Genomic DNA, 26,617 nt, shown 5'->3' with positions numbered 1-26,617 from the left:
CTTCCCATGGCATTAATTGCCCAGGGAGTTGAAATAAGCTATTCGAAATCTTTAGTAATATTTTAATTAATTTATGGTGATTTTAATGATAATAGGAGGATCTTCTTCCCAGAAACTAGCCGCAAACATTGCCCAAGAGATGGGTGATGTACTTTGTCCCCTTGAAAGTCGAAAATTCCCTGATGGAGAACGTTACGTAAGAATTAAAGGAGAAATTGAGGAGGGAGTGGTAGTGGTGCAGTCCACTGGCTACCCCCAGGATGAAAACCTCATGGAACTCTTCCTGATATTGAAAACCATTCGTGACATGGGCATCACTAACATACGCACCGTGATCCCCTATTTTGGTTATGGTAGGCAGGAAAAAAGTTTTAATTATGGTGAAGCTGTCTCTGCAGAGGTGGTTTGCCAGTTAATAGAATTTGCAGGTGCTAGTTCCATCTACAGTATAAATCTTCATGAGCAAAGCATCTGTGACCTTTTCAAAATCCCTGCCTATAATCTGTCAGCCATGCCCGCCATTGCTAATTACGTTAAGGACAATGTGGAAGATCCAGTGATCATAGCACCTGATAAAGGCGCTCTGGGCTTTGCCCAGGAGGTTGCGAGTTTACTTAACTGTCAATGTGATCATCTGGAAAAAATACGGCTATCGCCGGAGAAAGTGGAAACTAAACCCAAAAATCTGGATATTGAGGGTAGAGATGCAGTTATAATCGATGATATTATCAGTACCGGTGGGACCATTGTCAATGCCTGCAGCATCCTGAAAGAACATCAGGCCAGTAGGATTGTGGTGAGCTGTGTGCACCCGGTACTGGTGGGTGATGCCTTGCTTAAGATATTCGCTGCCGGAGCAGACGATGTGGTGGGAACAGACACCCTTAAATCTGAAGTGAGTAATGTTTCTGTGGCAAGTTTAGTGGCGGATGCATTGAAATAAAATTAGATGACCCCTTAAAGGATAAAATTAATGAATAAATACCCCCCATATACTTCTATGAATCCCCTGATTGTACCATACAAGATGAAAAGTTAATGGTGAAAAAAATGACAGATTGGACCCCGGTAATTATAGGGATTGTTTTAACTATTATTATTGGTTTAATTGGCATATTTGTGCCATTTTTAGGTATTTTAGCCCCCATAATTGGTGGTTTTGTTGCAGCGTATATGGCCGGGGGAGACTACAAGGATGGTGCAGTTAACGGTGGGATTGCAGGTGCATTTGGAGGAGCTCTCCTGGGATTCGTTTTATTAGGAGCTTTCACTGCATTTATTGGTGGTCTAGCCCTAGGATTCATAATTGGTCTTATACTGGGAATTATCGGAGGAACAATTGGAATACTGGTTAAAGGCAGATAATGAACTTATCCATGAATTATTTTAAAAAAAAATAGGGTGGAGGGATAAATAAATGGTCAATTGGACAGCAGTGGCTATTGGTTTTGTGGCAACAATTGTACTGGAAACAATTGGAATTCTTTTCCTGTCTTTAGATACCGCAGTTTCTACATTCACAAGCATTTTTGCACCAGTAATTGGGGGTTTTATAGCAGCATACTGGGCTGGTGGAGCCTATAAAGAAGGTGTTGTAAATGGGGGCCTTGCAGGAGGGATGGGTTCTTTAATAGCGGCCATTATCTTCCTCCCAGGGACTATGATGTTTATTGCAGAAAATGCAGTGATTAGCTTTATCACTAGTGGAATACTGGGCATTATAGGTGGTTTAATAGGCATATTAGCCAAAGGAAAAGAAGAAGGAATAAAAGAAATTCCCCCTGAAGAACCTGATACCTGATTCCGGTGTAAACTTACCCCTATTTTGTCCAATTTTTATTTTATATTTATTCATTCATTTTTCTAAATTATTTTCCAGTTTTGTGTGTGGGGGCTTTAAGATACAAGTTTAACAACATATTCCTCAACAGCATATTTATTGAGTACTGGTCTCTTATCCTGCAGGGAATCCAAAACTTATATTATAAAACATAGGTCAAAATAAATATATGGAGGGGTTGTCTTGATGAAACCTATTTTTAAGGACAATATGTGTATGGGGAGTATAAAACAGGAACTTTTCTTTGAAATAACTTTTTTTGGGATTTTTATAAAAAGACATTTACTGAATTTTACACTTCAACTCTATTCAATTACCAATTTTAATTACTTAATATTCATTTTTGCATCTTTTTTCACATCCTTTAAAACAATTTCGCATTCAATTTCTAAATCAAGCATAAGTCATGTTTCATATTCAATACATTCAATGAGGGTTAGTCATGGACTCTGATACCGTTGATAAAGATAAAGTAGATAAAGAGACTCTGGCTTCATTAAAGTTCAAGGCTGAACTGAAATTGCTTCCCATAGTTTTACGTGCTGTGCGGGATGTTGCATGCAGATATGGTCTTGATGAAGCTTCAGTGAGGGATTTAGAACTGGCAACAGAAGAAGCTTGCCATAATGTCATAGAACACGCCTACGAACCCGGTGAAGAGGGTTATTACCAGGTTAAAATTCATCGTGAACCCACATGTTTCCGGATTACGGTGCGAGACCAAGGCATGCCCTTCAATCTCCAGCGCTTAAATGATGAAGAACCCTCGGACATTGGTGTAAAACTAATGCGAGCCTGTACTGATGAAATTAGGAGTAAATATTTAGGGAAAAGAGGGAAAGTAGTGGAACTGGTTAAAAATTTCCCCTTCGAATCTGTCAATAACATTGAAACATCTAACACTAAAAGCCTGTCCAGTGAAGTAGAACTGGCACCTGCATCTGAAAAAGTTATTCTACGTATGATGCGTCCGGATGAAACTGTGTCCCTGGCACGATTGATATACCGGGTTTATGGCTACACTTATCCCCATGAAGATATTTACTATCCTGAAAAATTTGCTTCCCTCATAGAATCAGGACTGGTAACATCCTGTGTAGCGGTCAATGAACAGGATGAAATCATAGGCCATTTGGGAGTTTTCCTAGAAACCCCTGAAGACCATGTGGGAGAATCTGCCCTGGCCGCAGTCGATCCCCGCTATCGGGGAAGAGGACTTTTTCCCCGGATGAAAAAGATGATGATGGAAGAAGTGGTATCAAAAGGCCTTCTCGGCCTTTATAGCCGGGCAGTGACCGTTCATGTGGCATCACAAAAATCTAATGTTAAGATGGGTGCTAAGGAAACTGGTTTTGTACTGGCACACTCCCCTCCCACTGCGATTTTCAAGAAAATGAAAACCGAAATAGCGAATATCCGCCGAACTGTAGCCCTCTTCTATGTGCCTGTGGCTCCGGACAGGGAAGAGACTGTCTTTTTGCCCAACACTCACCGGGAAATCATTAACAAAATCTACAAACACACTGAATTACCCCGAGTTTTCAAACAAGCAGATCCGGCCAAGGTGGATCTGGCCCCTCATTCCCATATTCACTCCCATATCTTACCAGAAATGGCCAGTGCCTTTTTGAGGGTTAAAGAGTTCGGAGTGGACTTTATTGATGAACTGCGACTACAGGTCCAGGATTTGAAAGAGAGAAAAATTGAACTAATAGTGCTGGATCTACCTCTAAAAGACCCGGGTACTGCTATTTTGTGCCCAGAAATTGAGAAAATGAACTTTTTCTTCTGCGGTATCATGCCCGAATATCTGGATGGAGATTCAATTCGCCTGCAGCACCTAAACAATGTAGCCTTTGATCCTGAAAGCGTGGATGTTTACTCAGAATTTGCCCAGGAAATATTCAACTACGTGGTGGGTGAATGGAAGAACCATTATCGTGCAGGATGATTAAAAATTTTAAGTTAATCCTTTAGAAGGTTAAGTTATCCCTTAAAAATAGAGTTACCCTATGAAAATAAGTAATCCCTTAAAAATAGAGTTACCCTATGAAAATAGAGTTATCCTTTGAAAATAGAGTTATCCTATTAAAATATAAAAAAGAAAATAGAAAAAAGTTAATCTTTCTAAAAGAGTATAAACAGTGGTTTAACTATTTATTGGATGGTGTGGAAATGGAAATCACAGAAAAAACAATAAATGATGTGGAAATAGTATTTTTAAATGGTCGGCTGGATGCCTATAATTCCAATCTGGTGGAAAACAAGTTGGATGAGCTTATTGATTCTGGTAAGATAAAGATGGTTGCTGATCTTTCGGGAGTGGAATACATAAGTAGCTCCGGTCTGAGGGTGATGCTTTCATCCCTTAAAAAGTTGAATAAACTGGGAGGTACTCTGAAACTGTCTTCCCTGCAACCCTATGTTATGGAAGTCTTTGAGATTGCTGGTTTTACACAGCTCTTCCAGATTTATGATTCAGAAGATGGGGCTATTGCTAGTTTCTAAACATATTATAGATTGACTGCCAATCTCATAAAAATTGAGTGCCAACCCCATAAAAATTAAAGAATAAGATTTCCATGGACTCCCTGAGCATAAGCCTTTTTACTGATCTGGTGGAGAAAGTCTGTGTCATCGTGGTTATAGCCTACCTCTTAACACGGCTCAAATATTTCACCGAGGTTCTTGATGGTAAATTAACCATCAGAAACCAGTTAATCATGATTTTAATTTTTGGAGGTATATCCATCTATGGATCATATTCCGGAGTTAATATCTTCGGGGCTATTGCCAATGTACGTGATCTAGGTCCAATGGTAGCGGGACTGGTTGGAGGGCCAATTGTTGGCCTCGGGGCAGGGTTGATAGGAGGTTTGCATCGATTAACCATGGGCGGATTCACCTGCATTCCCTGCTCATTATCCACCATCCTGGCAGGACTATTTGCAGGTATCATCTACCTCGCCAACAAAAAACGTTTCATTGGCATCTGGGGGGCAGTTTTGTTCTCCATTTTACTTGAAACCTTCCACATGATACTGGCACTCATACTGGCATCTCCATTTGCCCAGGCCCTGGAAGTGGTTGAAGACTTGTACATTCCCATGATACTGGCCAACGCAGTGGGAATGTTCATTTTTGCCTTTATGATCACCAACCTCATAAAGGAACGGGCCACCAAAAAAGAAAGGGATAAACTCTCAGCTCAACTTGAAAGAAGGAAAAAAGAAATGGAAATAGCTCAACAAATTCAGGAAAGTTTCCTACCCCACACCATACCCTTTATTGAGAATTATGACCTGGCAGCCAGCAGCATACCTGCCCAGGAGGTGGGAGGTGACTTTTATGATTTCATACCCATTTCCAGTGAACAAACCGGACTTACCATTGGAGATGTTTCTGGTAAAGGAATACCCGCAGCCCTTTTCATGGCATTTTCACGTACACTTCTCCGAGCCAAAGCTTGCCGCAACCCAGGGGTGGGTAGAATGATAGAAAGCGTTAATAACTTCATTAACGAAGAACCTCATTCCAACATGTTTGTAACCCTGTTTTACAGTATTCTGGACAGCTCCCAAAACAAACTCACCTTTGTAAATGCAGGGCATAACCCTCCACTACTTTTAAGAAATGAAAATGGGAAAATCATCCGATTAAGTACGGGAGGTGTGGTTTTAGGAGCTATGAAGGGCCTTAAAATGGGGGAGAAAACTATAGATATGTCTCCTCAGGATCTTCTGGTTTTATACACTGATGGGGTTACAGAGGCCATAAACCAACAAGAAGACCAGTTCGGTGAGGAACGACTGATTAAACTCATAAAAGATAATAGGGACATGTCATCTGAGGATCTGAAGAAACTTATTATTGACACTGTTTATGATTTTGCATCTGGCACACCCCAGGCTGATGACATCACCATTATGGTTTTGAGGAGGGTTATGTAAAATGGGTAATGAATTCAAACTCAATGTGAATTCAGATCTGGAGAATTTGACCAGCATAGCTGATTTTATCACTTCAAGTACCCGTGAACTGGGTTTAAGTGAAAAGGGTGTTTTTCAGCTTCAACTGGCAGTGGATGAAGTAGCCTCCAACATCATCCTGCATGGTTACACCCACCAAACTGGCCCCATTCACCTCACCATCTGGAAAGAAAATGATAAGATCATAATCCAGATACAGGACCGGGGCGAACCTTTTAATCCTCTGGAAGCAGATGAACCTGATTTACAAGCACCCCTGGAAGAAAGATCTCCAGGAGGTCTGGGTATTCATTTCCTAAAAACCGTAACGGACAGTGTTCATTATCAGTTTAAAGATGGAAAAAATATTCTTACCCTAATTAAAACTCTGGATTGATTTAGAAACACAACAAAATGCAATTATAATGAAATTTTAATGAATATATTGTAATTTATAATATTAATTTGAATAATATTAATTTTGAAATTTTGTAATTTTGAATGAAAATAAGATGTTTTTTTTGATGGTTTTTTATGGATTTAAATTAAAAAATGGATTTAAATTGTAAAAATATTAATAATATAAAGAATTGTGTGTAAAAAAAGAATTAATGAAATAAGAAGAATTTTGCGAAAATTACATCTTCTTATTTGCAGGTTCCATGTTTATTCTGAGTCCTTTTATTCCCTTTCTCTGTAAAGCACCCACTACTTCTCGGGCGTGTTTTTGGGGAAGTTCCACAAAGGAAAATTTATCCAGAACATCAACACGTCCAATGCTGGTTGAAGAGAGTCCTGATACTTCTCCAATTGCCTTTACTATGTCTTTAGCTTTGACTTTCTGTTTACGACCCACGTTAACGAAGAACCTTACCATTCCTGGCTGTGCCCCAGTGTTTTCATATTTAGAATCAGAAGTTTTGCTGGAATCGTCCTTTTCTCCCACGTAGATCTTCAGAAGGGCAGCAGCAATGTCCACTGAGCTGTAATCCTCTTCCATTAATCTTTCTACAAGGTGAATCTCCCGATCCATTTTCCCTTCATCCATCTCTTTTTTAAGTCTTTCCAGGAACAGGTCCCTTTTGACTTCTTCCACTTCACTGAGGGATGGGATTTTGTGTTGTTCGATTCGGACTTTGGTGTATCGCTGGATATCCCTTAACTGATAGATTTCTTTTCCAGATACAAAGGTAAATGCCTGTCCTGTTTTACCGGCACGGCCGGTTCTGCCTATTCTGTGGACGTAGTATTCATCATTGTTGGGTACATCGTAGTTGAAAACTGCTTCCACATCATCAACATCTATTCCCCTGGCCGCCACATCGGTAGCCACCAGAATTTCTATCTGACCCTTTCGGAACTTGTTCATAACCCTGTCCCGCTGGTTCTGACTCATATCCCCGTGCAGTCCATCAGCGAAGTATCCTCTGGTCTGTAAGTTGCTCACCAGACGGTCAACTCTTCTTTTGGTGTTACAGAATACCAGTGCCAGTTTTAGATTATGCATATCTATAAGACGGGTTAATAAATCCAGTTTCATCTGTTCTTTAACTTCAAAATAGATCTGCTGGATTTCAGGGACAGTGATTTCCTGATGAGCCACCTTGAGCATTTCCGGATTTTTCTGGTACTTTCGAGTTATTCCCAGGATTTGAGGAGACATAGTGGCTGAGAAAAGGAGCATTTGCCTCTCTTGAGGTATCTGTTCCAGTACGAATTCAATATCATCTCTAAAACCCATGTCCAGCATTTCATCGGCCTCATCCAGGATTATCATCTTCACCTGATCCATACGGAGTGTGCGACGGTGGATGTGGTCCATTACCCTTCCAGGAGTCCCAATGATGATTTGAACTCCTCTTTTCAGGGCTTTAATCTGTCTTTCAATAGGTTGACCACCGTAAACTGGTAAAACTGTGGTTTTCTTATATTTTGATAACTTTTTAATCTCTTCTGCCACTTGAATGGCAAGTTCTCTGGTGGGGCAGAGGATAACTGCCTGCACACCTTTACTGGATGGGTCCAGTTTTTCCAAAACAGGTATTCCAAATGCTGCTGTTTTACCTGTTCCGGTTTGTGCCTGACCAATAACGTCTTTCCCATCTAATATTGGAGGTAATGCCAGTGATTGTATGGGTGTTGCTTCTTCAAATCCCATATCTGCAATAGCTCGTTTCATTTCACGGGATAATTTCAAATCTTCAAATAATAAACTTTCCATGGTATCTTCCTTATTCTATCCTTTCTTTAGTAATTTTCCTTGTTATATCAAGTAAAATATTCTATTAAGAAATATTCTAAATTAATTTAACAACTCATGCAAGTAAAATCAGGCTATCTCATTATAACGCTATAAAATTAGTATTTAAAAATAGCCGAAATAATCAAGAACATCCACATTTACTTTTCTGTATATAGATTATGTTGTTATTGTCATTTATAGTAATCTATTTACATATAATTCTAATATTAAATTTATTTAATCTTAAAAACAGTTTAAAAACAATTTATAAAAATAATTTATAAAAAATTTTAAAAGGAGGAATTAATCCCCCCTAAAAAACCAGTTTGATCCTGATTTTTTATTCTCTTAATGGGTTGCAGGTTTTTGCAGGATTCCATGAGGGACCATATCTGTGATCTTCTGCATTTTGTCCATGAGGCTTTTTTTACCCTTACCACTAAGGGTGTGTTCCAGCACCTCACTTAGAGTTTCCACAGGTACAATCTCTATCTTTTCACGGTAGTGCTCTTCTATGAGGACATCTTCCATGTTTGATTTGGGAATTAATACTTTGCGTATTCCTGCTTCTGCTGCAGCTTCGATCTTACCAGTTACTCCACCTACAGGAAGCACATCACCACGAATACTTAGAGATCCGGTTAAAGCTACTGACTGGTCGACTGGTATGTTTTCCAGGGCAGATACAACTGCAGTGGCCACAGATACACTTGCACTGTCTCCTTCCACTCCTTCATAGGACTGAAGGAACTGGATGTGTATATCATAATTGGAGATGTCGGTTCCGGTGTGTTTTTTAACCAGGGCACTGACGTTTTGCACTGCTTCCTTGGCGATTTCTCCCAGTTTTCCTGTGGCTATGATTTTACCTTCATCTTTACTCTGGGCTGGTGCTGCTTCGGCAGCTATGGGCATTATAATACCACTACGGTCACCGATTATAGCAAGACCGTTGACTTTGCCCACTTCACCACCTTCAGATTTGAAGACCCGGTAACGTTTCTTCTGGACAATGTAACGATCGGCGATTTGCTGTTCCAGGGTTCTGGCCAGTTTTTTAGCACTGAGTACGTGTTCCACTGTCACATAATCTGCCTTTTCTCCCTTGGCTATGTCTCCAGCTGCCCTTACCAGACCACCAAGATCCCTTAGTCGAAGAGTTAGTGAGTCTTTTTTACCAGCACGACGCTGGGCTTCATGAATTATCTCAGCAACGGCTTCTTTACTGAAGTGAGGGATACGTCCGTCTTTTTTAACTTCCTGGGCAACAAATTGAACCAATTTATCCCTGTTTTCGTCATTGTCTTTCATGGAGTCCTTCATGAACACTTCATAACCGTAACCCCTTATCCTGCTTCTGAGTGCAGGGTGCATTCCTTCCAGGACATGCAAGTTTCCAGAGGCTACCAGTACAAAGTCACAGGGAACTTCCTGAGAACGGACCATAGCACCGCTGCTGGTCTCACTCTGACCCGTAATCTGGTATTTCTTCTCTTGCATTGCGGTTAATAGTTCCTGCTGGGTTTTCATCTGCAAAGACCCTATTTCGTCAACGTAAAGCACTCCCTTATTAGCCTTGTGTATCATACCTGCTTCCACTCGTTCGTGGGCAGGAGTTCCCAGTCCTCCAGACTGGTAGGGGTCGTGTCTAACGTCTCCTAAAAGGGCTCCGGCATGGGCTCCGGTGGCATCCACAAAAGGAGCCATGTTTCTTTTGTTATTATTTATAAGAAGTTTGGGCACCATCACCGTACTGCGGGGTTTCATCTGCTGCAGGGCAAGGAAGACTATACCTGCGGCGATGATTGCTGCCAGGAACTGCTGCATCACAAAACCAATAACCAGGATCAGGCTGATTATGGCGATCATGAACATGTTTTTACGTTCTTCCTGTCCTTTGGCCTTGACCTTGTAATTGGTCACCACATTTTTTCCTTCACCGGCAGGCATTACACCTATCAGGGGGTTGTGGTTGTCTTCCATGTTGGGATATACTAATATGTCCTGAAGTTCTTCAGGAGGTAATAGTTCAGCCATTCCTTTAGCAAGCATGGATTTTCCAACACCAGGTTCTCCGATTAAAAGAACGTTACGGCGCTGTTTTGCTGCCTTTTTAACTGTTTCTACGGCCTCTTTCTGGCCAATGATCTGATCTATGATTCTATCAGGGACCTCTATGTCTCCTGAAGTTTTGTAACTGCTAAGTTTAGGGGTTTCATCGGGAGAAACCTCAGAATCTGGGTTATAATTTGCCATAGGCTTTTGTAACCTCCATAATTTTAGATTTATAAAAAATCAACCTGTTTTTATAATAGTATATACTCTAATGAATATAGTAAAACTTATATAAGAACATTTGCTTTGGGTGCATTAAATCTGATCTTTTCATTGTAATTAAAAGTTTCTAATATAAGAGTTACCTAATTAAACTAAAAGAGTTAGTGAAAATTAGTTGCATCACCAGTTAAATAGATCACTTGAATTCTAAAGTATTTTACATCTAAATCTAAAGTATTTACAAATTATGATCACTGTAATATGATAAAAATTGATCACTGCGATATGAAATAGAAATAGAATTAAATAAATGAAATTTCCACTAGGTATACTTAAAATAACCTAAATGGGAACTAAATGGGAAAAAGTGATAGAAAATGGCATCCTCAGATAAAACTAAATGCATAATGGTTCAGGGAACTGCTTCAAATGCAGGGAAAAGTGTGGTGGTGGCTGCACTCTGTCGAATGTTCTCCCAGAGAGGATACCGCGTTAGTCCATTCAAATCCCAGAATATGTCCCTGAATTCATTCACCACCCAGGAAAATAGGGAAATAGCCATGGCACAAGTGCTGCAGGCTGAAGCTGCCGGAGTAGAACCCCACCACCATATGAATCCAGTTCTACTTAAACCCAAAGAGGATTTCACATCCCAGGTTATTGTACATGGCAAACCGGCTGGAGACATGAACTTCTACCACTACCAGCATAACTTCCGAGAACAGGCCCTGCGAGCTATCAAGGAGTCTTTGGATGCTCTCTCAAATGATTACGATATAATCGTTATGGAAGGGGCTGGTTCACCTGCAGAGATAAACATGCTGGACGTGGATCTGGCTAACATGCAGATCGCCCGCCTGGCTGATGCTGACGTGATTTTAGTAGCAGATATCGATAAAGGAGGGGTATTCGCATCTATAGCTGGAACATTCCAGCTGTTACCCCCTGAGGACCGTCAAAGGATCAAAGGTATCATCATAAACAAGTTCAGGGGTAACCTTGATATTTTAATGCCCGGAATCCGGCAGATCGAAGATATCGTGGGTGTTCCTGTGCTGGGAGTGTTACCCTACGATCCCGGGCTTAAACTTCCTGAAGAAGATTCAGCATCCCTATCAGAACGTAAGTACCGTAGCAGTGGGAGAATTACAGTGGGAGTAATACGGCTGCCAAGGATTTCCAACTTCACGGATATTGATCCCCTGGAATATGAGCCCGAAGTGGGTGTGAAACTTATTGAGATTGGAGAAGAACTAGGTAATGTGGATGCTTTGATTATTCCAGGAACACGTAACAGCATCAGCGACATGGTGGCCCTAAGTAAAGCTGGCCTTGCCGATGAAATCAGCGATTTGTCCAGTGAAATACCTGTTTTCGGTATTTGCGGAGGATACCAGATGCTGGGAACAAAAATCATTGACAAATCCCTTAAAGAATCCAACATTGGCAGTGTGGAGGGTATGGGAATTCTGGATGTTAAAACCAACTTTGGAGAAGTTGAAAAAATAATCAGACAAAGCCAGGGTACTTTAGTTGGCAATGGAATTTTCAGTGCATCTAAAGGCGAAATACTGCATGGATACGAACTCCATGAAGGGGTTTCCCTCCTGGGAAAATCCAAACCTCTTATTAGGGTTCTGCAGGGTTGCGGTAACTATCCTCAATCTGGTTTTGACGGTGCCCAGGATGGTTTAACTGCCGGGACATATTTCCATGGAATTTTCCATAATTTCCGTTTCCGCAGATCATTCACCGATTACCTGAGGGAAGTTAAAGGTCTTGAATCCCTAGGTTACCAGGAGGACCATTTCCAGGAGCTGAAAAAATTCTCAATCCAACGTTTATCCAACCTGGTTGAAGATAATCTGGATATGGACCTACTCCAGAAGGTGCTACGTTACGATATTTAAATTAGTTTACTCCTTTTTACTCCTTTTTTTCTTTATGGGAAACCTTTAATCTTGGATTTTTTTAAATAAAAAGTAATTCAAATGAGTATCGAGTACGAAAAATATAATTGGCTAATTTTAGTTGAAATCAAGATAACCAACTGAAATCAAAATTATAATCTGCAAAAATGATTATAATTAGAATTAGTTAATTTTAGAATAATAACGAGTTGTAGAATACTGTTAAAGATATTAAAAAGTCTTAAAATAGATTGGATAAAATGGGATCCATGTTTAGGATCCATGTTCGACTATGCGGGTAATTTTAAACAGCTAATTTAAACAAAAATAGAGGTAACTTTCTTCACTGACCTGGTTTTCACCAGTACTGATATTTTTTCATTTTTTTCCAGAACCCAATCATCTCGAGGTATGTACATCTCACCGTTTTGATGGATGGCTGCAATAATATAATCATCAGTAGGGCTCAGATCACCCACTCTTTTCCCTACAATCCTGGAATTCTCAATACTTATGTCCAGAAGCTCTGCATTTCCCTTACCCACCACAATTAAATCCGCGATCTTGGGACGGTTAATCAGTTTTTCCAGGTACCCTGCAGCAGTGAGTTCCGGGCTGATGACATGGTTTATGCCCACTTTTTTAAATGCCTCTTCATGATCAGGATTACTTACCCTGGCAATGATCTTGGGAACTTTGTATTCCTTAACCAGTATGCAGGAAAGCAGGTTCGCCTCATCATGACCTGTTGCAGCCACGAAAACATCGGCATCAGCGATACTGGCATCTTCAAGGATTTTTATATCGGTCCCATTTCCACAGATGACCAGAGCATCTAATTCTGCTGCTGCATTCCCACATAATCCACTGTTACTCTCAATGAGAGCTACATCATTCCCCGATGCCACCAGGTAACTAGCCAGGGTTAAACCAACCCTTCCGCCGCCCATTATAACTACATACATATTAACACCAATTACAATCCAATCATTGAACAATAAGGTTATAAAAATGATTTTTTATAGATTTTATTACATATTTTTCAAGTTTTTGAGGATTTTTTATGAGGATTTTCATTATATTCCTGATTTCATGATTAAATTAATTTAGAGTTACAGAACTATCAATTTATTCTATGAACTAAATCTAAACTATTATTAAACATTTTAAGCCACAACAGGACTTATAAGAGACACTCCTAATTCAATTTGTATTGATAGAAATAACTACAATATAAAGATTACGGCAGAGGAATAATTAAACTCAATGAATAAAGATCTATCTAAAAGAAGTTATAGCTATTTAATTCTCTTTAAAACGATTAATAGTTTTGTTTTATGCTTTTTAGTAAATGATGAAATTTAAATTTAATGAGGGTATGTAATTAAGATGAGTAATGTGCTCAGAGATTTATATGTGCTGAGAATTAGGGTAATCTGAGATTATAATGTTGTTATAGGCTTGTTAAAAAATAGGAGTGATGAAAAATCACTTTATCACTAAAACAGGGCATCTGGCAGATCGCACCACTCTTTCTGTGACACTTCCGGGGTATAATCGGTTTAATCCATGTTTACCAGAAGCTCCCATAACCACCAGATCGATTCCTTCTTCTTCAATGGTTTTTAATATTTCATCAGCAGGTTTACCCTTTTTAATCAGGGAAATAACCTGAACATTTTTACATTTACCATCACATTGGTTTTCTTCAAGCTTTCTTGAAAATTTTCCAACTGCCATGTTCCCTTCTGCCTTGAATTGTTCTTCCAAACTTAATTCTAGATCTTGTTGAGGTATGGATCTTAGATAAGAAGTGTCAATTACATTTAAGATGATTATCTGTGAAAAACTTTTATCAGCAATCCATATAGCATGTTCTCCAGCTCTTTCAGAATATTCTGAGCCATCAGTGGGTAGTAATATTTTTTTATACAGTCTCATCCCTCCATGTTTACTATTGTAATCTTAAGAATTAATATTTAACCCTGATTAGCCTTAAAAATTTTAATAAAAATAGATTTTGTAAAATTAATTTAACATCACCCCAGTGAGATCACTTGGACACGGATAAAAATTGGTTATACAGTTTACAGGACTCTAATTATTTTACAGGACTCTAATTCAATAAATCCACAAATCAAACAAAACTACAATAAGTCTTAATACTGAAAATAACTCTTAATACAGAAACAGTAACTCATTAAATCTAAACAAATAATTTTTACATATTTTTATACCACAAATCAGTGCCTTATTTAATATAAAAATATTATAATGCATTAAATATAAAAAAAATAATTAAAAAGAAATATTAGTAAAAAAATGTTCTTAATTATCATTTTTTTAAGTTATTACCCGAATTTAGATCATTTTAACGGATAATTTTTTATTTCTACAGATTATTTGGTTAATATAAGTTGTATAATCTAAATTATGATATTTTAGGTGTTATAAAAAAGTTTAATTGTAATTAAACCATTGAATATACGGTTAAAAGGTATTTTCAGTCAAATCTGACCCTATCATAATCTTTCTCTGAGTTAATACCCACTAAAAACTTCAATAAAATACAATGGAAAACCTAAAGATATAAATAAGATGAACGGAAAAATCAGGGTATGCGGCGTTAGTCCAGCCTGGTTAAGACACTGGCCTGCCACGCCAGCGACCCGGGTTCAAATCCCGGACGCCGCATTGCGGTTGTAGTCTAGTCTGGTTAGGACTTGGGCCTTCCAAGCCTACGACCCGGGTTCAAATCCCGGCAGCCGCACTTTTTCCTTATTTTACGATGGTTATCCCCCTAAGAACATCAACCTTTTACTTCAAGACATTATTTTTTCAAAAAATTTTCACCTAATTTATATTTATACAACTAAATTTTCACTTAAATTTTCACCCTTACTCACAAATTAATTTACACTTAACCCCATGATTTGCATCCACTATAAGAATTTCCCTAGAAATCCAAGAAAAATAAATCCATATGTAAACCAGAATCTAAATGTAAACTAGAGTTATATTATTGGAGTAAATTTGAGATTAGGTGATAAATAAGTTTTTTAGGTTTTAAAACCAAAATATCGATTTAAAATATCCATTTTTTATTAATATCTTATTTTAAATCACTTTCGGATGATAATCCTGGAAATCCATAAGTTTTTCATTAAATAAGGTGTAAATGTGAAAAAGCTTAAAATGTAAAAAATGAGTAAAAATGAAAAAAGGAATTAATTGGAAAAAGGAAGTTGGGAAATACTCAGAAAGGTACTAAAAGTTCTGCAGCTACCATTCTGCAGATATCTGTTTTGGTGATTACTCCCACTGGTTTATCCTTATCCAGCACCAATAAACCAGATATATCTGCCCTTAACATTAGGTTAGCAGCATCTTCTATTCCATCCTCTGCAGAAATGGTGATGACTTCTTTGGACATTATATCCGTGATTTGAAGTGAAACTGCATCTTTGGCCGACGGTTTGATGGTTCCCAAAACTCCAATAAGATCGGAATAAGAAACCACCCCCAAAGGTTCACCGTCCTCATCCATAACAAAAAGCCTTCGCACCCCTTCTTTGTACATCTTTTGAAAAGCCTCTGGTGGACGAGTACTGGAAGTGATGGTTATAACATCTTGGTTCATTGCCTCTTTAACTTTCATTTTCTCACCCTTATTAGAACAACATACAAAATGGATCATGATTAACTCAAGTTACATTTTAACTCAAGTTATTAGTATACCTCACATTATTAGTAAAGTTTAGTATGGATAAGTAAAACTATTTCATACTAATTTTATTTTTAAAAGAAAATATTATTTAATTATGAGGGACCACCAAGAAATTATGAGGGACCCACTTAGAAAAACCTTAAATTAACATAAAATTTCCGCAAATTCCAGTGGATTTTTAATTAGTATGCAAATTTAGTATGAACTAGTTTTGGAAATTTTCTTTTCAATTCAGCTGAATCAAAGTTTAATTTTGATATAAGTGCAATTTAAAAAAATTAAAGGCATAATAAGTAAATTTATCAATTTTGTATAAAATTAACACTCTTAAAATATTAAAATAATCTTAAAACCTGTTAATTAGGGCCCAATACGGGATGATCATGAAAACAGTTGATTGTGGTATGAAGTTATTAAGATATGCTAAGGTTTATATATCAAGATTTTTATATTAAACAAAAAAATGTTCATGTCTCACTATTAAAAATTGTTGACTATGAACAATATTTGAAGTATTCTGCAACATTTAAATACCATAAAACTGTAATATAATATTAAACAATTCCGGAGGGAACAAATATGATGAGAATAAGCATGTCGTTACCCAAAAAGTTGTTAAATGAGTTCGACGAAGTATTAAAAGACAGAGGATACCAATCCCGATCTAAAGGTATCAGAGACGCATTAAAAGACTATATTGTCCGTTACCAGTGGATGAAAGAGATGGAAGGCGACCGTATAGGAATTATTGCTGTTATCTACGACCATCACTACACTGGAGTAATGGAAGACCTCACTGACATCCAGCACGACTTCCGAGAATATATCAACGCTGTTATGCACGTGCACATGACTGAAAAACACTGCCTGGAAGTAGTAGTCGTTAAAGGAGACGTTAAATACATCCGTGACCTCACCGAAAAGATCATGAGGCTCAAAGGAGTAGAACACGTTAAATTAACCAGCACCGCCAGCGGACAAAATTAGACAAAAAAAATAATACATTTCCTACACAAGATAAACAGGATGAAAATTACATCCTATCAACAAAACTTGCTCTCAGATATCGAACGTCTGACAGCATTTTACGAAGTAATAACTGAAAAATCCAAGGGCATCATATATGATTTAGGGACCGGTTCAGGAGTACTAAGCTCCTGGGCGGCCCCACTATCCCGTTTCGTATACGCCGTAGAAAAAGATCCTTTTACAGCCCAAATCGCCCAGAAGAATCTTAGACTATTTAAAAACGTTTCCCTAATGGTAAGCGATGCAAAAACAATTTTTTTTCCTGAAAAGGCAGATATTATAATCTGTGAAATGATGGACACTGCTCTAATTGATGAAGACCAGGTTCCAGTACTTAATTCTGTGCAAAAATATCTGAAAAAAGATGGAGATATCATTCCCTGTGGGGTTTTTAATGGAGTGGAAGCTGTGGATGCGAACATTGCCCACCTCTGTTACCATGAAGGAGTAACTCCACAGCATCAATTAATGAGCAAACTTATCATATATGATAAAATTGATTTTAAAAAATATATCAACCCTAAAATTCATTACAGCATCCCCATTCCCATTAACAATAAAGGAACAGTTTCAGGGGTTAAAATTACAACATTCACCCTTCTAACCCCTAATTTTATCTGTGGACCAACACCAATGCTAAATCCACCTCTTCTCGTCCCAACAAACAAGTTGGATGTGGAAAAGGGAGATGAAATTATTTTAAAATTAAAATATTCCATGGGGGGTGGTTTAGATACTCTTAGAGCCTCAATTGAACCAGTTTCTTAAAAATTCAGAGAAAATAGTGATACTGGGAATCGGGAATGAAATGAGGGGCGATGATGGTCTGGGATCTATTCTGGCCCAAAAATTATCCATACTTGAAAATGAAAATATCACTGTTTTTGATGGGAAAACCGTACCTGAAAATTTCACTGGTGCCATAAAAAGAGAAACCCCCAGCCATCTCATCCTCTTAGATGCCGTGGAAATGAATGAAACACCGGGCCATATAAGGTTAGTATCCAAGGAAGAAATTGCAAACTACAGCATATCCACCCATGCCATGCCATTATCGTTCCTCATCAAATATCTAGAATCAACCACCCCTACTAAGATTATGTTACTGGGAATACAACCCAAAAATATGGATTTAATTTATGAAACATCTCCTGAAGTCCAGGAAAGTCTAAATTACGTTTTAAAGTTATTCAATCATCTACTAAAAACATTTTAAAATCCTAATAATGATTAAGATGATTAAAGCAAAATGACATCAGGACCATACACAAAAATACTATTTTTAAGAATTAAAGGATTCAAATCAATTATTTCGGCCTTAATGTTGCATAAAGGTAAAAGAATCTCCTAATATCCATTTTCACCAGAGATATGGGGAATAAAAAAGTTATCATTAAAACAGAAGTTTAATTTATTATAACCTGGAAATCATAACACTGGAATTAGTAAACAATTTTTACTGTATGATTCCCTAAATTTACTGTATGATTCGCTAAAATCAATGAATTTAGATAAATCTATTTTACATCAATTAGGATAATAAAACTAAAAAATAGGCCATGAATATGAAATTAATGTTTATTGGGGCTCGTCTGTTTGATGATGTGGCCCTGTACACCAAAAATAATGGAATAAGTACTGTTCTCACTGAATCAAACCCTGAATCACCAAATCTGAGTTTGGCTGATTCCCATTACATTGTCCCCCGTGGGATGGAACATCCTAAAGAAATCGCCATTAAAGAAGATGTTGATGGAGTAGTCCCCCTTATAGGGATTGACGGCCCCCTTTTTGATGTGGCATTGCTTAAGGAAGAATTGGAAAGAGATTATGGTTTGCCAGTGGTAGCATCACCCCCTGATGCCGTTTCAATCTCAGGGGATAAAGTTAAAACCAAAAAATTCCTGGTGGAAAATAATATAAGAACCCCAGAATACAATTTAATCAATTCTGGTCAGGGACAGGAGTTAAATGAATTTCCTTTGGTTCTTAAACAGGCCCAGGGACAGGGTGGTAAAGATATTAAAATTGCATTATCCCCCGATGATGTGCAAGCTTACCTGGAACAATATGATAGTGCCCTGGCTGAACGATTTCTAGATGGAATTGAAATATCCATTGAAATTTTAAGATGGAATGGGCAATCTGTTCCCCTGGTTCCAGTTTATAAAGGTAGAACAACCCTTGACTGCATCCATCCCTTACATAAAATAAAAAAAGCACCACTTAATGTGGAAAATATCGATACCCATGAACTCAATCATACCATTAGGATGATTACCAGAGATATAGGGGAACTTATGGGTGTTGAGGGCACATCAGACCTGGATCTAATATTAAACCAGGCAGATAATGAAACATTCGTGCTGGAGATAAACACCAGACCCAGTGGGACCCGTTACCTAACCGCAGCATCATGTGGCATAAACCCATTGCAGGAAATGGTGGATATGGCCACTGGCTCCTGGAGTGCTGATCAGGTGGTTAAACAGAGAAAAGAGTATTTTGCCCTGGAAATACCAGTGGGGGACTATCCAAGTGATCGTAACAGTTACCAGTTCCGGGAATTTCAGGGAGAAAATAGCTGGATAATTCACGGTCCTAAAAACCATCAGCGAATAACAATTCGGGGCAAAGACGAAAGCAATGCATTTAAAACTGCGGGAAAACTTAATTTGAATTTGGAAAAAATCCAATGAATAACAAATATTATTCAAAAATTAAGTAATATAATATGGGTTATCTGATAAGTTTATAACCTAAATTTAAGTTACTTTATTTCAATTAACTTCAAAAAATGGAACTTTAAATGAACTTTAAATACTAATCCATGAAATATAGGGCTTAAATACTAAATTTCTTGAAATATAGGGCTTAAATACTAATCCATGAAATAGTTATAATAAATAGACTGCTTAAAATAAAGTAATCTTTAAAAAGAGATATTCACATATATTACAATTTAATCTATATCAATTACAAATTGGACTATGCATTTAGATTATACTATGAATATTTAGAGTATTCATTTCAGAGAAGTATTTAATTCATTGAAATTTTCATGAGAATAATTTAGTTTATTGAAATTTCCGGGTATTTATTTCATTATTTACAGGTGGTACATTGAGCAATACAGAGACACTGATTTTAGCATTTATTCTAACATTTTTAGCTACGATATTCTTCACTTACTTCGTCCGTAAGATATTGAAGGATGCTGATGTGACTGACAGTCCCATAGTAACCGAACACAAACATAAAACTGGCACCCCCACCATGGGGGGCCTGGCCATGCTCCTGGGCGCAGCACTGGCTGCAGCATTCTATTTTAATGAAAAAAATCTGGTCCTCACCGTTCTGATCATGTTAAGCGCGGGTTTAGTTGGGCTGCTTGATGATCTTTTAGGATTGAAGATCAAAGAAGTGCAGAAAGTGGCACGTAACATCACCTCCAAACCTATAACTATTGGGCGTTTGACCCTTAAACCCGGAGAAGAAGCTAGAGTTGCAACAGAAAAGGCCAGAAGTGATCTTCCTGATTTATTAAATGATGGAAAAGTCGAGATAACCGGGAAAACACCTATCAAAACTGAAGGAAAAGAAAGAGATAAAATAATAGCCCAGATCATTATCGGAATTTTCCTGGCAGCTACTGGCGCAGTTAGCAGCGCAGTTTTAGGATTTGAAGCAGGAATTTTTATCATACCCGTGGTGATCTTTGGTATTATCGGTTCTATTAACTCAGTGAATCTTATTGATGGAATGGATGGATTGGCTGCAGGTATCTTAACCATTGCATCTGCTTCATGTGCCATTTTCTCAATGATCACCGGAAACCCCACTGCAGCAGTTCCTTTTGCAATTTTAACTGGAGTTTCAGCTGGTTTTTTGGTTTTCAACCGTTATCCTGCAAGTATAATCATGGGAGATACAGGTTCCTTTGCACTGGGAGCCGGATACATCACTGCCGGTTTTCTGGGAGATGTAATCTACTTTGCAGTTATTGCCCTTACCATACCAATCATTTCCGTAATTGTCAGCCTTATGCACCGGGCACATATCATAAAATTACCAGTTGAACCATTACATCACACCTTACATTACAAGGGACTCTCTGAGAAAAAGATAATAATCCTTTACTGGTTAATTACCCTGATAATTTGTGTAACTGCCATCGCCACCTACCAGTTTATACTTTAGTCTTTAATATCCATAAGCGGTTTTAATAGTAGTTTCATGGAAATAATTAAGACTAGTATAAAAAAATAACAAAAAAAATCGAAATTCTGAGAATTAAATCTTTTGGAATAATTCAGGGACAGGAAATATACAATGAAAGAACTTACCACCGCAGACCTGGCTAAAAAATGCCAGGGAGAGTTAATTGGTAATAACCGGATCACAAGCGGCATATTCAATATTTTAAAGGATGCTGGAAAAGGTGATGCGGTAATAAGGCACTGGATTGATGAAACTGGTGTGGAAATAGCCTCACGTAAGAGTGCTTCCTGTGTGATAACCCAGGATGCCCGTGGAAACGCCATTGAAATAGCCAAAAAACTTGATTTTCCAATTATTTTAACTGGAAAAATCGAATTGATTAATGCCTTCGCCATCAGCTGGGCTCTTAATACGTACACCCCAGATTCTCTTAGAATAGTGGTAACCGGGACCAATGGGAAATCCACTACCACCCACATGATACACACCATTCTTACTGAAGCAGGATACACTGCTCACACCAACACTGATTCCGAATCAGAGTTTAACACCCTGATAGACCCCATGGTAGCCAAACAGATTGCCGAGTTTGAGGGAAACATTGATGCCGTTGTTCTGGAGGTTTCAGAGGTTCAGGGATGGGATGACCGGACCATGGCGGACCATGCCCATCTCATGACCCGTGCCGTCCAACCACAAGTAGTGGTTCTCACCAACGTTGCCATGGATCATATAGGCCTGGTGAATTCGCTGGAAGAAGCATCGAAAGAAATCTCAGGCACATTAAACGGATTCAAAGGAGATTATGTTGTTTTAAACCATGATGATCCATTGATACGTGATATGCAGAGTATGGTCCCCCCTGATTCAGAAGTGATATTCTATGGCTCCGGAACCGATGTCGAATTCAGGAATGAGGGAATAGTTCATGAAGGAAAATTACTCATCCCCCTGGAAGATCTCCCATTTAAGAGTCCTCATTTCATTCAGAACACCCTTGCAGCAGTGAGCACGGCTCTTGCTCTTAAGATTAATCCAGAAATCATCCGGAGCGCTGTTAAATCATACCAACCATTAAAAAGAAGATTCGCTGTACTGGGAACTGAACCTCTCATCATTGATGACTTCGCCCACAATCCAGAGGGTATCAAAGCCACCATAAAAAGTGCTGCCGATTCAGCATCAGGAAAGTTTCATCTGGTTTGTGCCATCAGAGGTTCCAGAGGAAACTCCCTTAACAAATTAAATGCCCAAGCTGTTGCTGATTCCATAAAAAAGATTAATTATAACTTAATATTGACCAGCAGCCAGGATGTGGTGGATGATGCTAACTGGGTTAAACCCTCTGAGAAAAAGGTATTTATAGAGGTACTGCAAAAGGAAGAAATCAATTACACCTATTATGAAACTCTGGTGGATGCATTAAAAAAGGCTTTAAAATCAGCCCATAAGAATGAAACCATACTTCTAATCGGTGCTCAAGGTATGGACCCTGCATCAGATGTTTTAAAAAATATAGCTTCTGAATAAATCCTTGGTCTTAATATTTTCACTTTGGGTTAACCAAAAAATTAGTATTTTAATGTTTTTATTTCAATCTTAAGCCTAAGTAATTATCTTGATCATTATAATTAATTAATTTCAAAATTTAATCGTGATCTTTAAATCATTGCAATATCGCTCTCAAAAAAAAGTAATAGTTGCTATTCATCCTTATTAATAAATTATTTATAAATGAATTTATTAAGGTCAAATAATAAAAATAGCCTTGATAAATTCCTATAAAACTGTAAATCAAATATCATTAACGGAATAATCCAAATTAACCTGTTGAATTATTCTTAGTGTTAATCCAGATACAATATTAACACAATCACATACTAAAAAATTACAAATATTTTATTCCAAAGATATGATTACCACTTTAATCAACATATAAGATAATAAGAAGTATTAACTGGTACGTAAAAAGAAATTATAGAAACAAGTCGGTGTTAAAATAAAATGAGTACTGATATGGACAAGCATTCATCTGAGGTGGAGAAAATTCCTCAAAAAAGAATGGAAACCTACGGAGTCATCGGTGTCTGTGGGATTGTGGGGAACCTGGTTGCCAGAGTCCTGATGGATCATGGTTATCAGGTAATATGCACCGACATCCATAATTCAAATAATTGCCCATTCCTTTATACTTTAACGGATTATAACACCCAAATTTACCTGAATGAACATCCTGAATCGTTTTTTAATTCATCTGATTATATAATCCCCCCTCCCAGCCTCAAGAGAACTTCGAAGTTGTTCCGAAAGATAGAAGACAGCCCCGCCCAACTGATGGAAGTGGATGATCTTCTAGAGCAAATTACCCCTGATAAACCAGTGATCTGTATCACAGGAACCAATGGTAAAACCACTACCACCACTCTCCTGAAGCATTTCTGCTACAATGCAGGATTTAAACCCACAGAACACGGATTCATGACTCTTCAAGGGAATATTGACTACATCCCACCATTACAGTGCAGATTGGATGGAGATATTGCTGTGGTGGAAACTGGTACGGAAGGAAATAAGGGAGATTTGAAGTTCATACTGGACCGTTGTCATCCTTCCTGTGGTGTTATTACCAACATTAACCCGGATCACCTGAACAATGGGCGTGATTTCATGTATTACAGCCTCATAAAGGGCGAACTCCTGGAAGAACTCCGGGGGAAAACTGTGGTGATTAATGGAGATGATCCAGTCATAGGAGGACTCATTTCGAAGGTGGATTATCAGGGGAAAGTAGTAACTTTTGGAGTTGAACATGCCCCCCAGGGTGAAAGTAAGAAAGAATGCTGGTGTGGAAGAGAGATCACCCTTATGGAAACGTTATCAGGAGTAGGCTATTATGACTGCCAGTGTGGTTTGAAACGTCACTTCCCTGATTATCTGGCTACAAATATCAAAAACAACAGTTTTATCCTGGAAACTTCCCACCAAAAGATTGAAATGGAAATGAGCATCCCCGGACTGCACAATGTTTACAATGCCCTAGGAGCCATTGCCGTTGCCCATGAATTATTAAAAATACCTCTGGAAGAAATTAAAAAATATCTTAAAACATTTAAAGGAGTTCCAGGACGTTTAGAATACATTTATAAGGGTAAAAATCTGGATTTGATTGTAGATTATGCCCATAATCCTTCTGGAGTTGAAACAGTACTCAGAGAACTTAATAAAACCTATGATAAATTAGCAGTAGTCATAACCATCTCATCTGAATCCGGGAAAAGTGGAGACATGGATATTATGCGGATTGCCATTACAAATGCCGATTTCATTATACCTGCATCTTACTACTCCCGACTGGCTGCAGAAAAATATATTTCATCGGAAAAGATCATAGTACCCTCTGTAGAACCTGAGAAATTCCGTGAAGGGACCCTGGGAGCCACCGAAGGACAGGTAGTTGAAGGCCTTAAAAAAGGATTAGAATGCGATGCAGATGCAGTAGTATGCATTGGTGAAGCAGCAGTTAAATATAAGGAAAATATTAAAATTTTGATAGATTCAAAAGATAATTTGATGGATTTACAAAGATAATTTTACAAAATAACTTAAGATAACTTAATTAAGAATTGATAGCGTAAAGATAGCAGGTGAAAAAAGATGTTCATAAAGGTAAGAAGAGATACCCTGATTATTCTGATGTTGGCATTTATTCTTATCACATCCGGAAGACTGATGTCATACATGTCCTATGCCTCCTCTAATGGAACGGAAGATGGAGTTGCAATATCAGGAGTTATAGTTAAGGGAAATGACATAGTGCCCAGTGACTCAATCAAAACTAACATTGCCAACGTGGGTTTTAGAAGTGGGAGTTATATCCAGGGAGACACATTAATAACCAGCAAACGAAAGGTTCCTTTGAATGAAGCCTTGGAAAATGCGCGTCAGGCAGCCATGCTTTCCACCATCCCCGGTACAAAGGTAACCCCTATTAAAGCGGTTGATGTGAAATTGGATAAAGCAACAGGTATATTAACCGTTAATGTCATTGAAGACTTTTCTACTGTACAAATAAATGAAACTAGTAGCTGACGGGTGAAGTTTGAGGCTGAAAGAAGGAATTAAGGTGAAAACAATATGATTCAGAACAATTTACAGAGAATTCTGGTGCTTCTGGTAACCCTGGCATTGCTGGTTAACACCGCAGCTGCAACTTGCAACATAGTTATTATCACCGACCCCACTGGAACAGACCCCAATGGGGCCGCAGCAGGCAGTATGTCATTTGCAGAGAACATGTTCCAGTCCACCTTCATCATGTCCAAAGAGAAACATTTCACAGTACTCTCAGGGGGAGAAGGTAACAGTACTCCTCGACTGGCAGCTATTGTAGAAACCATTAACCGGCTTAATAACGGTGCAACGGCATCAGAAGCCGCCAGTGCAGCAAGCAGTTACTCTGGTATAAGGGTAATGACCGGAGGCCCCACCATCGGAGCTGCAGTGGGAGGATCCTTTGACGCCTACGTGGTAACTGTGGCTGGTGATGGAACCATAACTGCCACACCAGTATCATCCGGACTGGCCACACTTCCCGCAGGCCAGAAAGGAGCCATAATACACCTGCGTAACACTCACGGTAACCCCCTATACGGAACTGCTGAAACAGTTCGTCAGGATACTGCAATTATGATTGGTAAAATGATTCGTGACGGATATCCTGCCACTGAGATTTTAGGTGCGGCATTTGAAAATGTAGCCGTGAAATCCGGTGAAAAATATGGTGGAGGAGGAAATAACCTGGTATCTTCCATAACCACCGGAGACATGTTCACCCCATCCAAACTGAACACAACTGGTTATCCCATGGATGAACCATACGCTAAAGAATGTCCCACTGATGGGTGGAGCGTTGCATACCCTGCAGCAGAGAACTACCAAACCTGTCCCTATGATGGAACACCATTAAAAACTGTTTACGCCTACGATGCTCTGAAGGATAAAATAACTGTCACCAGTAACAGTACCACTGTTTCAGTATACGGAACTGATGCGGCTGGTGTTAGTGAAACCACTGATGAGATCGTCACCTATTCAGTTAAGAAGAATGGTTATAATAGTGCCACAATAGCCACTGCCATAAACAATGCTATAGATAATGGTCTTTTGGTAGGGGTGAATTACATTGAACCGAAGGATATAAACATCGTGGAAAGCACCCGTTCTGTGGGAGTTTACTTCAAACCCCTTCCTGACGGCCGAACCTCCCCACCATGGAATCTTCCCATAAGCACATCAATACTGGACATTGTAGGAAGCATACAAACCGCAATTGGACTGATACTGATAATTCTGGTGTTATTCCGCAGCACACTAATCAGTTCCTTCCTTAAAAAAAGGAGGTAA

General features: G+C 38.5%; 22 protein-coding genes and 2 tRNA genes. 19 read left to right on the top strand and 5 right to left on the bottom strand.

Going from position 1 to position 26,617, the window contains the following annotated elements; all coding sequences use genetic code 11:
* The first annotated feature begins 85 nt into the window (after nt 1-85).
* The 7 genes from HY987_RS02600 to HY987_RS02570 all read left to right on the top strand — a co-directional run bounded on the left by HY987_RS02600 (nt 86) and on the right by HY987_RS02570 (nt 6,205).
* Nucleotides 86-943: a ribose-phosphate diphosphokinase gene (locus HY987_RS02600; protein WP_292755332.1), complete on the top strand. Its 858-nt coding sequence runs from the start codon at nt 86-88 to the stop codon at nt 941-943.
* Nucleotides 944-1,050: 107 nt separating this feature from the next.
* Entirely contained in the window at nt 1,051-1,365 is a 315-nt protein-coding gene (locus tag HY987_RS02595) for a DUF5518 domain-containing protein (RefSeq protein ID WP_292755328.1), read from the top strand.
* 52 nt (nt 1,366-1,417) lie between these two features.
* Nucleotides 1,418-1,801, top strand: coding sequence for a DUF5518 domain-containing protein (locus HY987_RS02590; RefSeq protein WP_292755326.1), 384 nt, complete (start codon nt 1,418-1,420; stop codon nt 1,799-1,801).
* Nucleotides 1,802-2,282: 481 nt separating this feature from the next.
* On the top strand, nt 2,283-3,791 hold the full coding sequence (locus tag HY987_RS02585; RefSeq protein ID WP_292755324.1) for a GNAT family N-acetyltransferase: 1,509 nt from the start codon (nt 2,283-2,285) through the stop codon (nt 3,789-3,791).
* Between the two features lie 224 nt (nt 3,792-4,015).
* A complete protein-coding gene (locus tag HY987_RS02580; protein ID WP_292755322.1) occupies nt 4,016-4,348 on the top strand; it encodes an STAS domain-containing protein in 333 nt (110 codons plus the stop codon).
* A 74-nt stretch (nt 4,349-4,422) separates the two neighbouring features.
* Nucleotides 4,423-5,790, top strand: coding sequence for a SpoIIE family protein phosphatase (locus HY987_RS02575; RefSeq protein WP_292755320.1), 1,368 nt, complete (start codon nt 4,423-4,425; stop codon nt 5,788-5,790).
* 1 nt (nt 5,791) lies between these two features.
* Nucleotides 5,792-6,205 carry an ATP-binding protein gene (locus tag HY987_RS02570; RefSeq protein ID WP_292755318.1) on the top strand — a complete coding sequence of 138 codons (414 nt, stop codon included), beginning with the start codon at nt 5,792-5,794 and terminating at the stop codon, nt 6,203-6,205.
* Between the two features lie 240 nt (nt 6,206-6,445).
* On the opposite strand, the gene HY987_RS02565 is transcribed toward HY987_RS02570, so the two are convergent.
* Both HY987_RS02565 and lonB read right to left on the bottom strand, forming a co-directional pair.
* Nucleotides 6,446-8,029 (bottom strand): DEAD/DEAH box helicase, encoded by a 1,584-nt coding sequence (locus HY987_RS02565; protein WP_292755315.1) that lies wholly within the window; start codon nt 8,027-8,029, stop codon nt 6,446-6,448.
* Nucleotides 8,030-8,398: 369 nt separating this feature from the next.
* Nucleotides 8,399-10,306, bottom strand: coding sequence for an ATP-dependent protease LonB (gene lonB / locus HY987_RS02560; protein ID WP_292755313.1), 1,908 nt, complete (start codon nt 10,304-10,306; stop codon nt 8,399-8,401).
* Between the two features lie 398 nt (nt 10,307-10,704).
* Here lonB and cobQ point away from each other — a divergent pair, with 398 nt between their 5' ends.
* The gene (gene cobQ, locus HY987_RS02555) at nt 10,705-12,237 is read left to right on the top strand and encodes a cobyric acid synthase CobQ (protein ID WP_292755311.1); all 1,533 of its coding nucleotides are present in this window, start codon (nt 10,705-10,707) and stop codon (nt 12,235-12,237) included.
* 317 nt (nt 12,238-12,554) lie between these two features.
* Here cobQ and HY987_RS02550 read toward each other — a convergent pair whose 3' ends face one another.
* Both HY987_RS02550 and HY987_RS02545 read right to left on the bottom strand, forming a co-directional pair.
* Nucleotides 12,555-13,202 carry a TrkA family potassium uptake protein gene (locus tag HY987_RS02550; protein ID WP_292755309.1) on the bottom strand — a complete coding sequence of 216 codons (648 nt, stop codon included), beginning with the start codon at nt 13,200-13,202 and terminating at the stop codon, nt 12,555-12,557.
* A 523-nt stretch (nt 13,203-13,725) separates the two neighbouring features.
* Nucleotides 13,726-14,178 (bottom strand): universal stress protein, encoded by a 453-nt coding sequence (locus tag HY987_RS02545; RefSeq protein ID WP_292755304.1) that lies wholly within the window; start codon nt 14,176-14,178, stop codon nt 13,726-13,728.
* 679 nt (nt 14,179-14,857) lie between these two features.
* Here HY987_RS02545 and HY987_RS02540 point away from each other — a divergent pair.
* Together HY987_RS02540 and HY987_RS02535 are read left to right on the top strand one after the other, a co-directional pair.
* Nucleotides 14,858-14,931 (top strand) — tRNA-Gly (locus HY987_RS02540).
* Nucleotides 14,932-14,933: 2 nt separating this feature from the next.
* Nucleotides 14,934-15,007 (top strand) — tRNA-Gly (locus HY987_RS02535).
* Nucleotides 15,008-15,493: 486 nt separating this feature from the next.
* Here the strand turns inward: HY987_RS02535 and HY987_RS02530 are convergent.
* The gene (locus tag HY987_RS02530; RefSeq protein WP_292755299.1) at nt 15,494-15,895 is read right to left on the bottom strand and encodes a CBS domain-containing protein; all 402 of its coding nucleotides are present in this window, start codon (nt 15,893-15,895) and stop codon (nt 15,494-15,496) included.
* A 648-nt stretch (nt 15,896-16,543) separates the two neighbouring features.
* Between HY987_RS02530 and nikR the strand changes: the two genes are divergently transcribed.
* From nikR to HY987_RS02485, 9 genes are all read left to right on the top strand, one after another.
* Nucleotides 16,544-16,951: a nickel-responsive transcriptional regulator NikR gene (nikR, locus tag HY987_RS02525; RefSeq protein ID WP_048200335.1), complete on the top strand. Its 408-nt coding sequence runs from the start codon at nt 16,544-16,546 to the stop codon at nt 16,949-16,951.
* 39 nt (nt 16,952-16,990) lie between these two features.
* The gene (locus HY987_RS02520) at nt 16,991-17,761 is read left to right on the top strand and encodes a methyltransferase domain-containing protein (protein WP_292755293.1); all 771 of its coding nucleotides are present in this window, start codon (nt 16,991-16,993) and stop codon (nt 17,759-17,761) included.
* Between the two features lie 16 nt (nt 17,762-17,777).
* Nucleotides 17,778-18,209 carry a hydrogenase maturation peptidase HycI gene (gene hycI / locus HY987_RS02515; RefSeq protein WP_292755291.1) on the top strand — a complete coding sequence of 144 codons (432 nt, stop codon included), beginning with the start codon at nt 17,778-17,780 and terminating at the stop codon, nt 18,207-18,209.
* A 349-nt stretch (nt 18,210-18,558) separates the two neighbouring features.
* Nucleotides 18,559-19,692: an acetyl-CoA carboxylase biotin carboxylase subunit family protein gene (locus tag HY987_RS02510; protein ID WP_292755289.1), complete on the top strand. Its 1,134-nt coding sequence runs from the start codon at nt 18,559-18,561 to the stop codon at nt 19,690-19,692.
* 424 nt (nt 19,693-20,116) lie between these two features.
* Nucleotides 20,117-21,193 carry a phospho-N-acetylmuramoyl-pentapeptide-transferase gene (locus HY987_RS02505; RefSeq protein WP_292755287.1) on the top strand — a complete coding sequence of 359 codons (1,077 nt, stop codon included), beginning with the start codon at nt 20,117-20,119 and terminating at the stop codon, nt 21,191-21,193.
* Between the two features lie 132 nt (nt 21,194-21,325).
* Complete coding sequence (locus HY987_RS02500; protein ID WP_292755285.1) at nt 21,326-22,744, top strand: Mur ligase family protein; 1,419 nt, start codon at nt 21,326-21,328, stop codon at nt 22,742-22,744.
* Nucleotides 22,745-23,218: 474 nt separating this feature from the next.
* The gene (locus HY987_RS02495) at nt 23,219-24,802 is read left to right on the top strand and encodes a Mur ligase family protein (RefSeq protein WP_292755283.1); all 1,584 of its coding nucleotides are present in this window, start codon (nt 23,219-23,221) and stop codon (nt 24,800-24,802) included.
* Nucleotides 24,803-24,868: 66 nt separating this feature from the next.
* On the top strand, nt 24,869-25,303 hold the full coding sequence (locus HY987_RS02490) for a hypothetical protein (RefSeq protein WP_292755281.1): 435 nt from the start codon (nt 24,869-24,871) through the stop codon (nt 25,301-25,303).
* Nucleotides 25,304-25,348: 45 nt separating this feature from the next.
* Entirely contained in the window at nt 25,349-26,617 is a 1,269-nt protein-coding gene (locus HY987_RS02485) for a hypothetical protein (protein ID WP_292755279.1), read from the top strand.

The sequence above is a fragment of the Methanobacterium sp. genome (assembly GCF_016217785.1).
Lineage (GTDB): Archaea > Methanobacteriota > Methanobacteria > Methanobacteriales > Methanobacteriaceae > Methanobacterium.
Note: the sequence above shows the minus strand (reverse complement) of the source record. Positions and strands in the feature narration are given on the sequence as shown.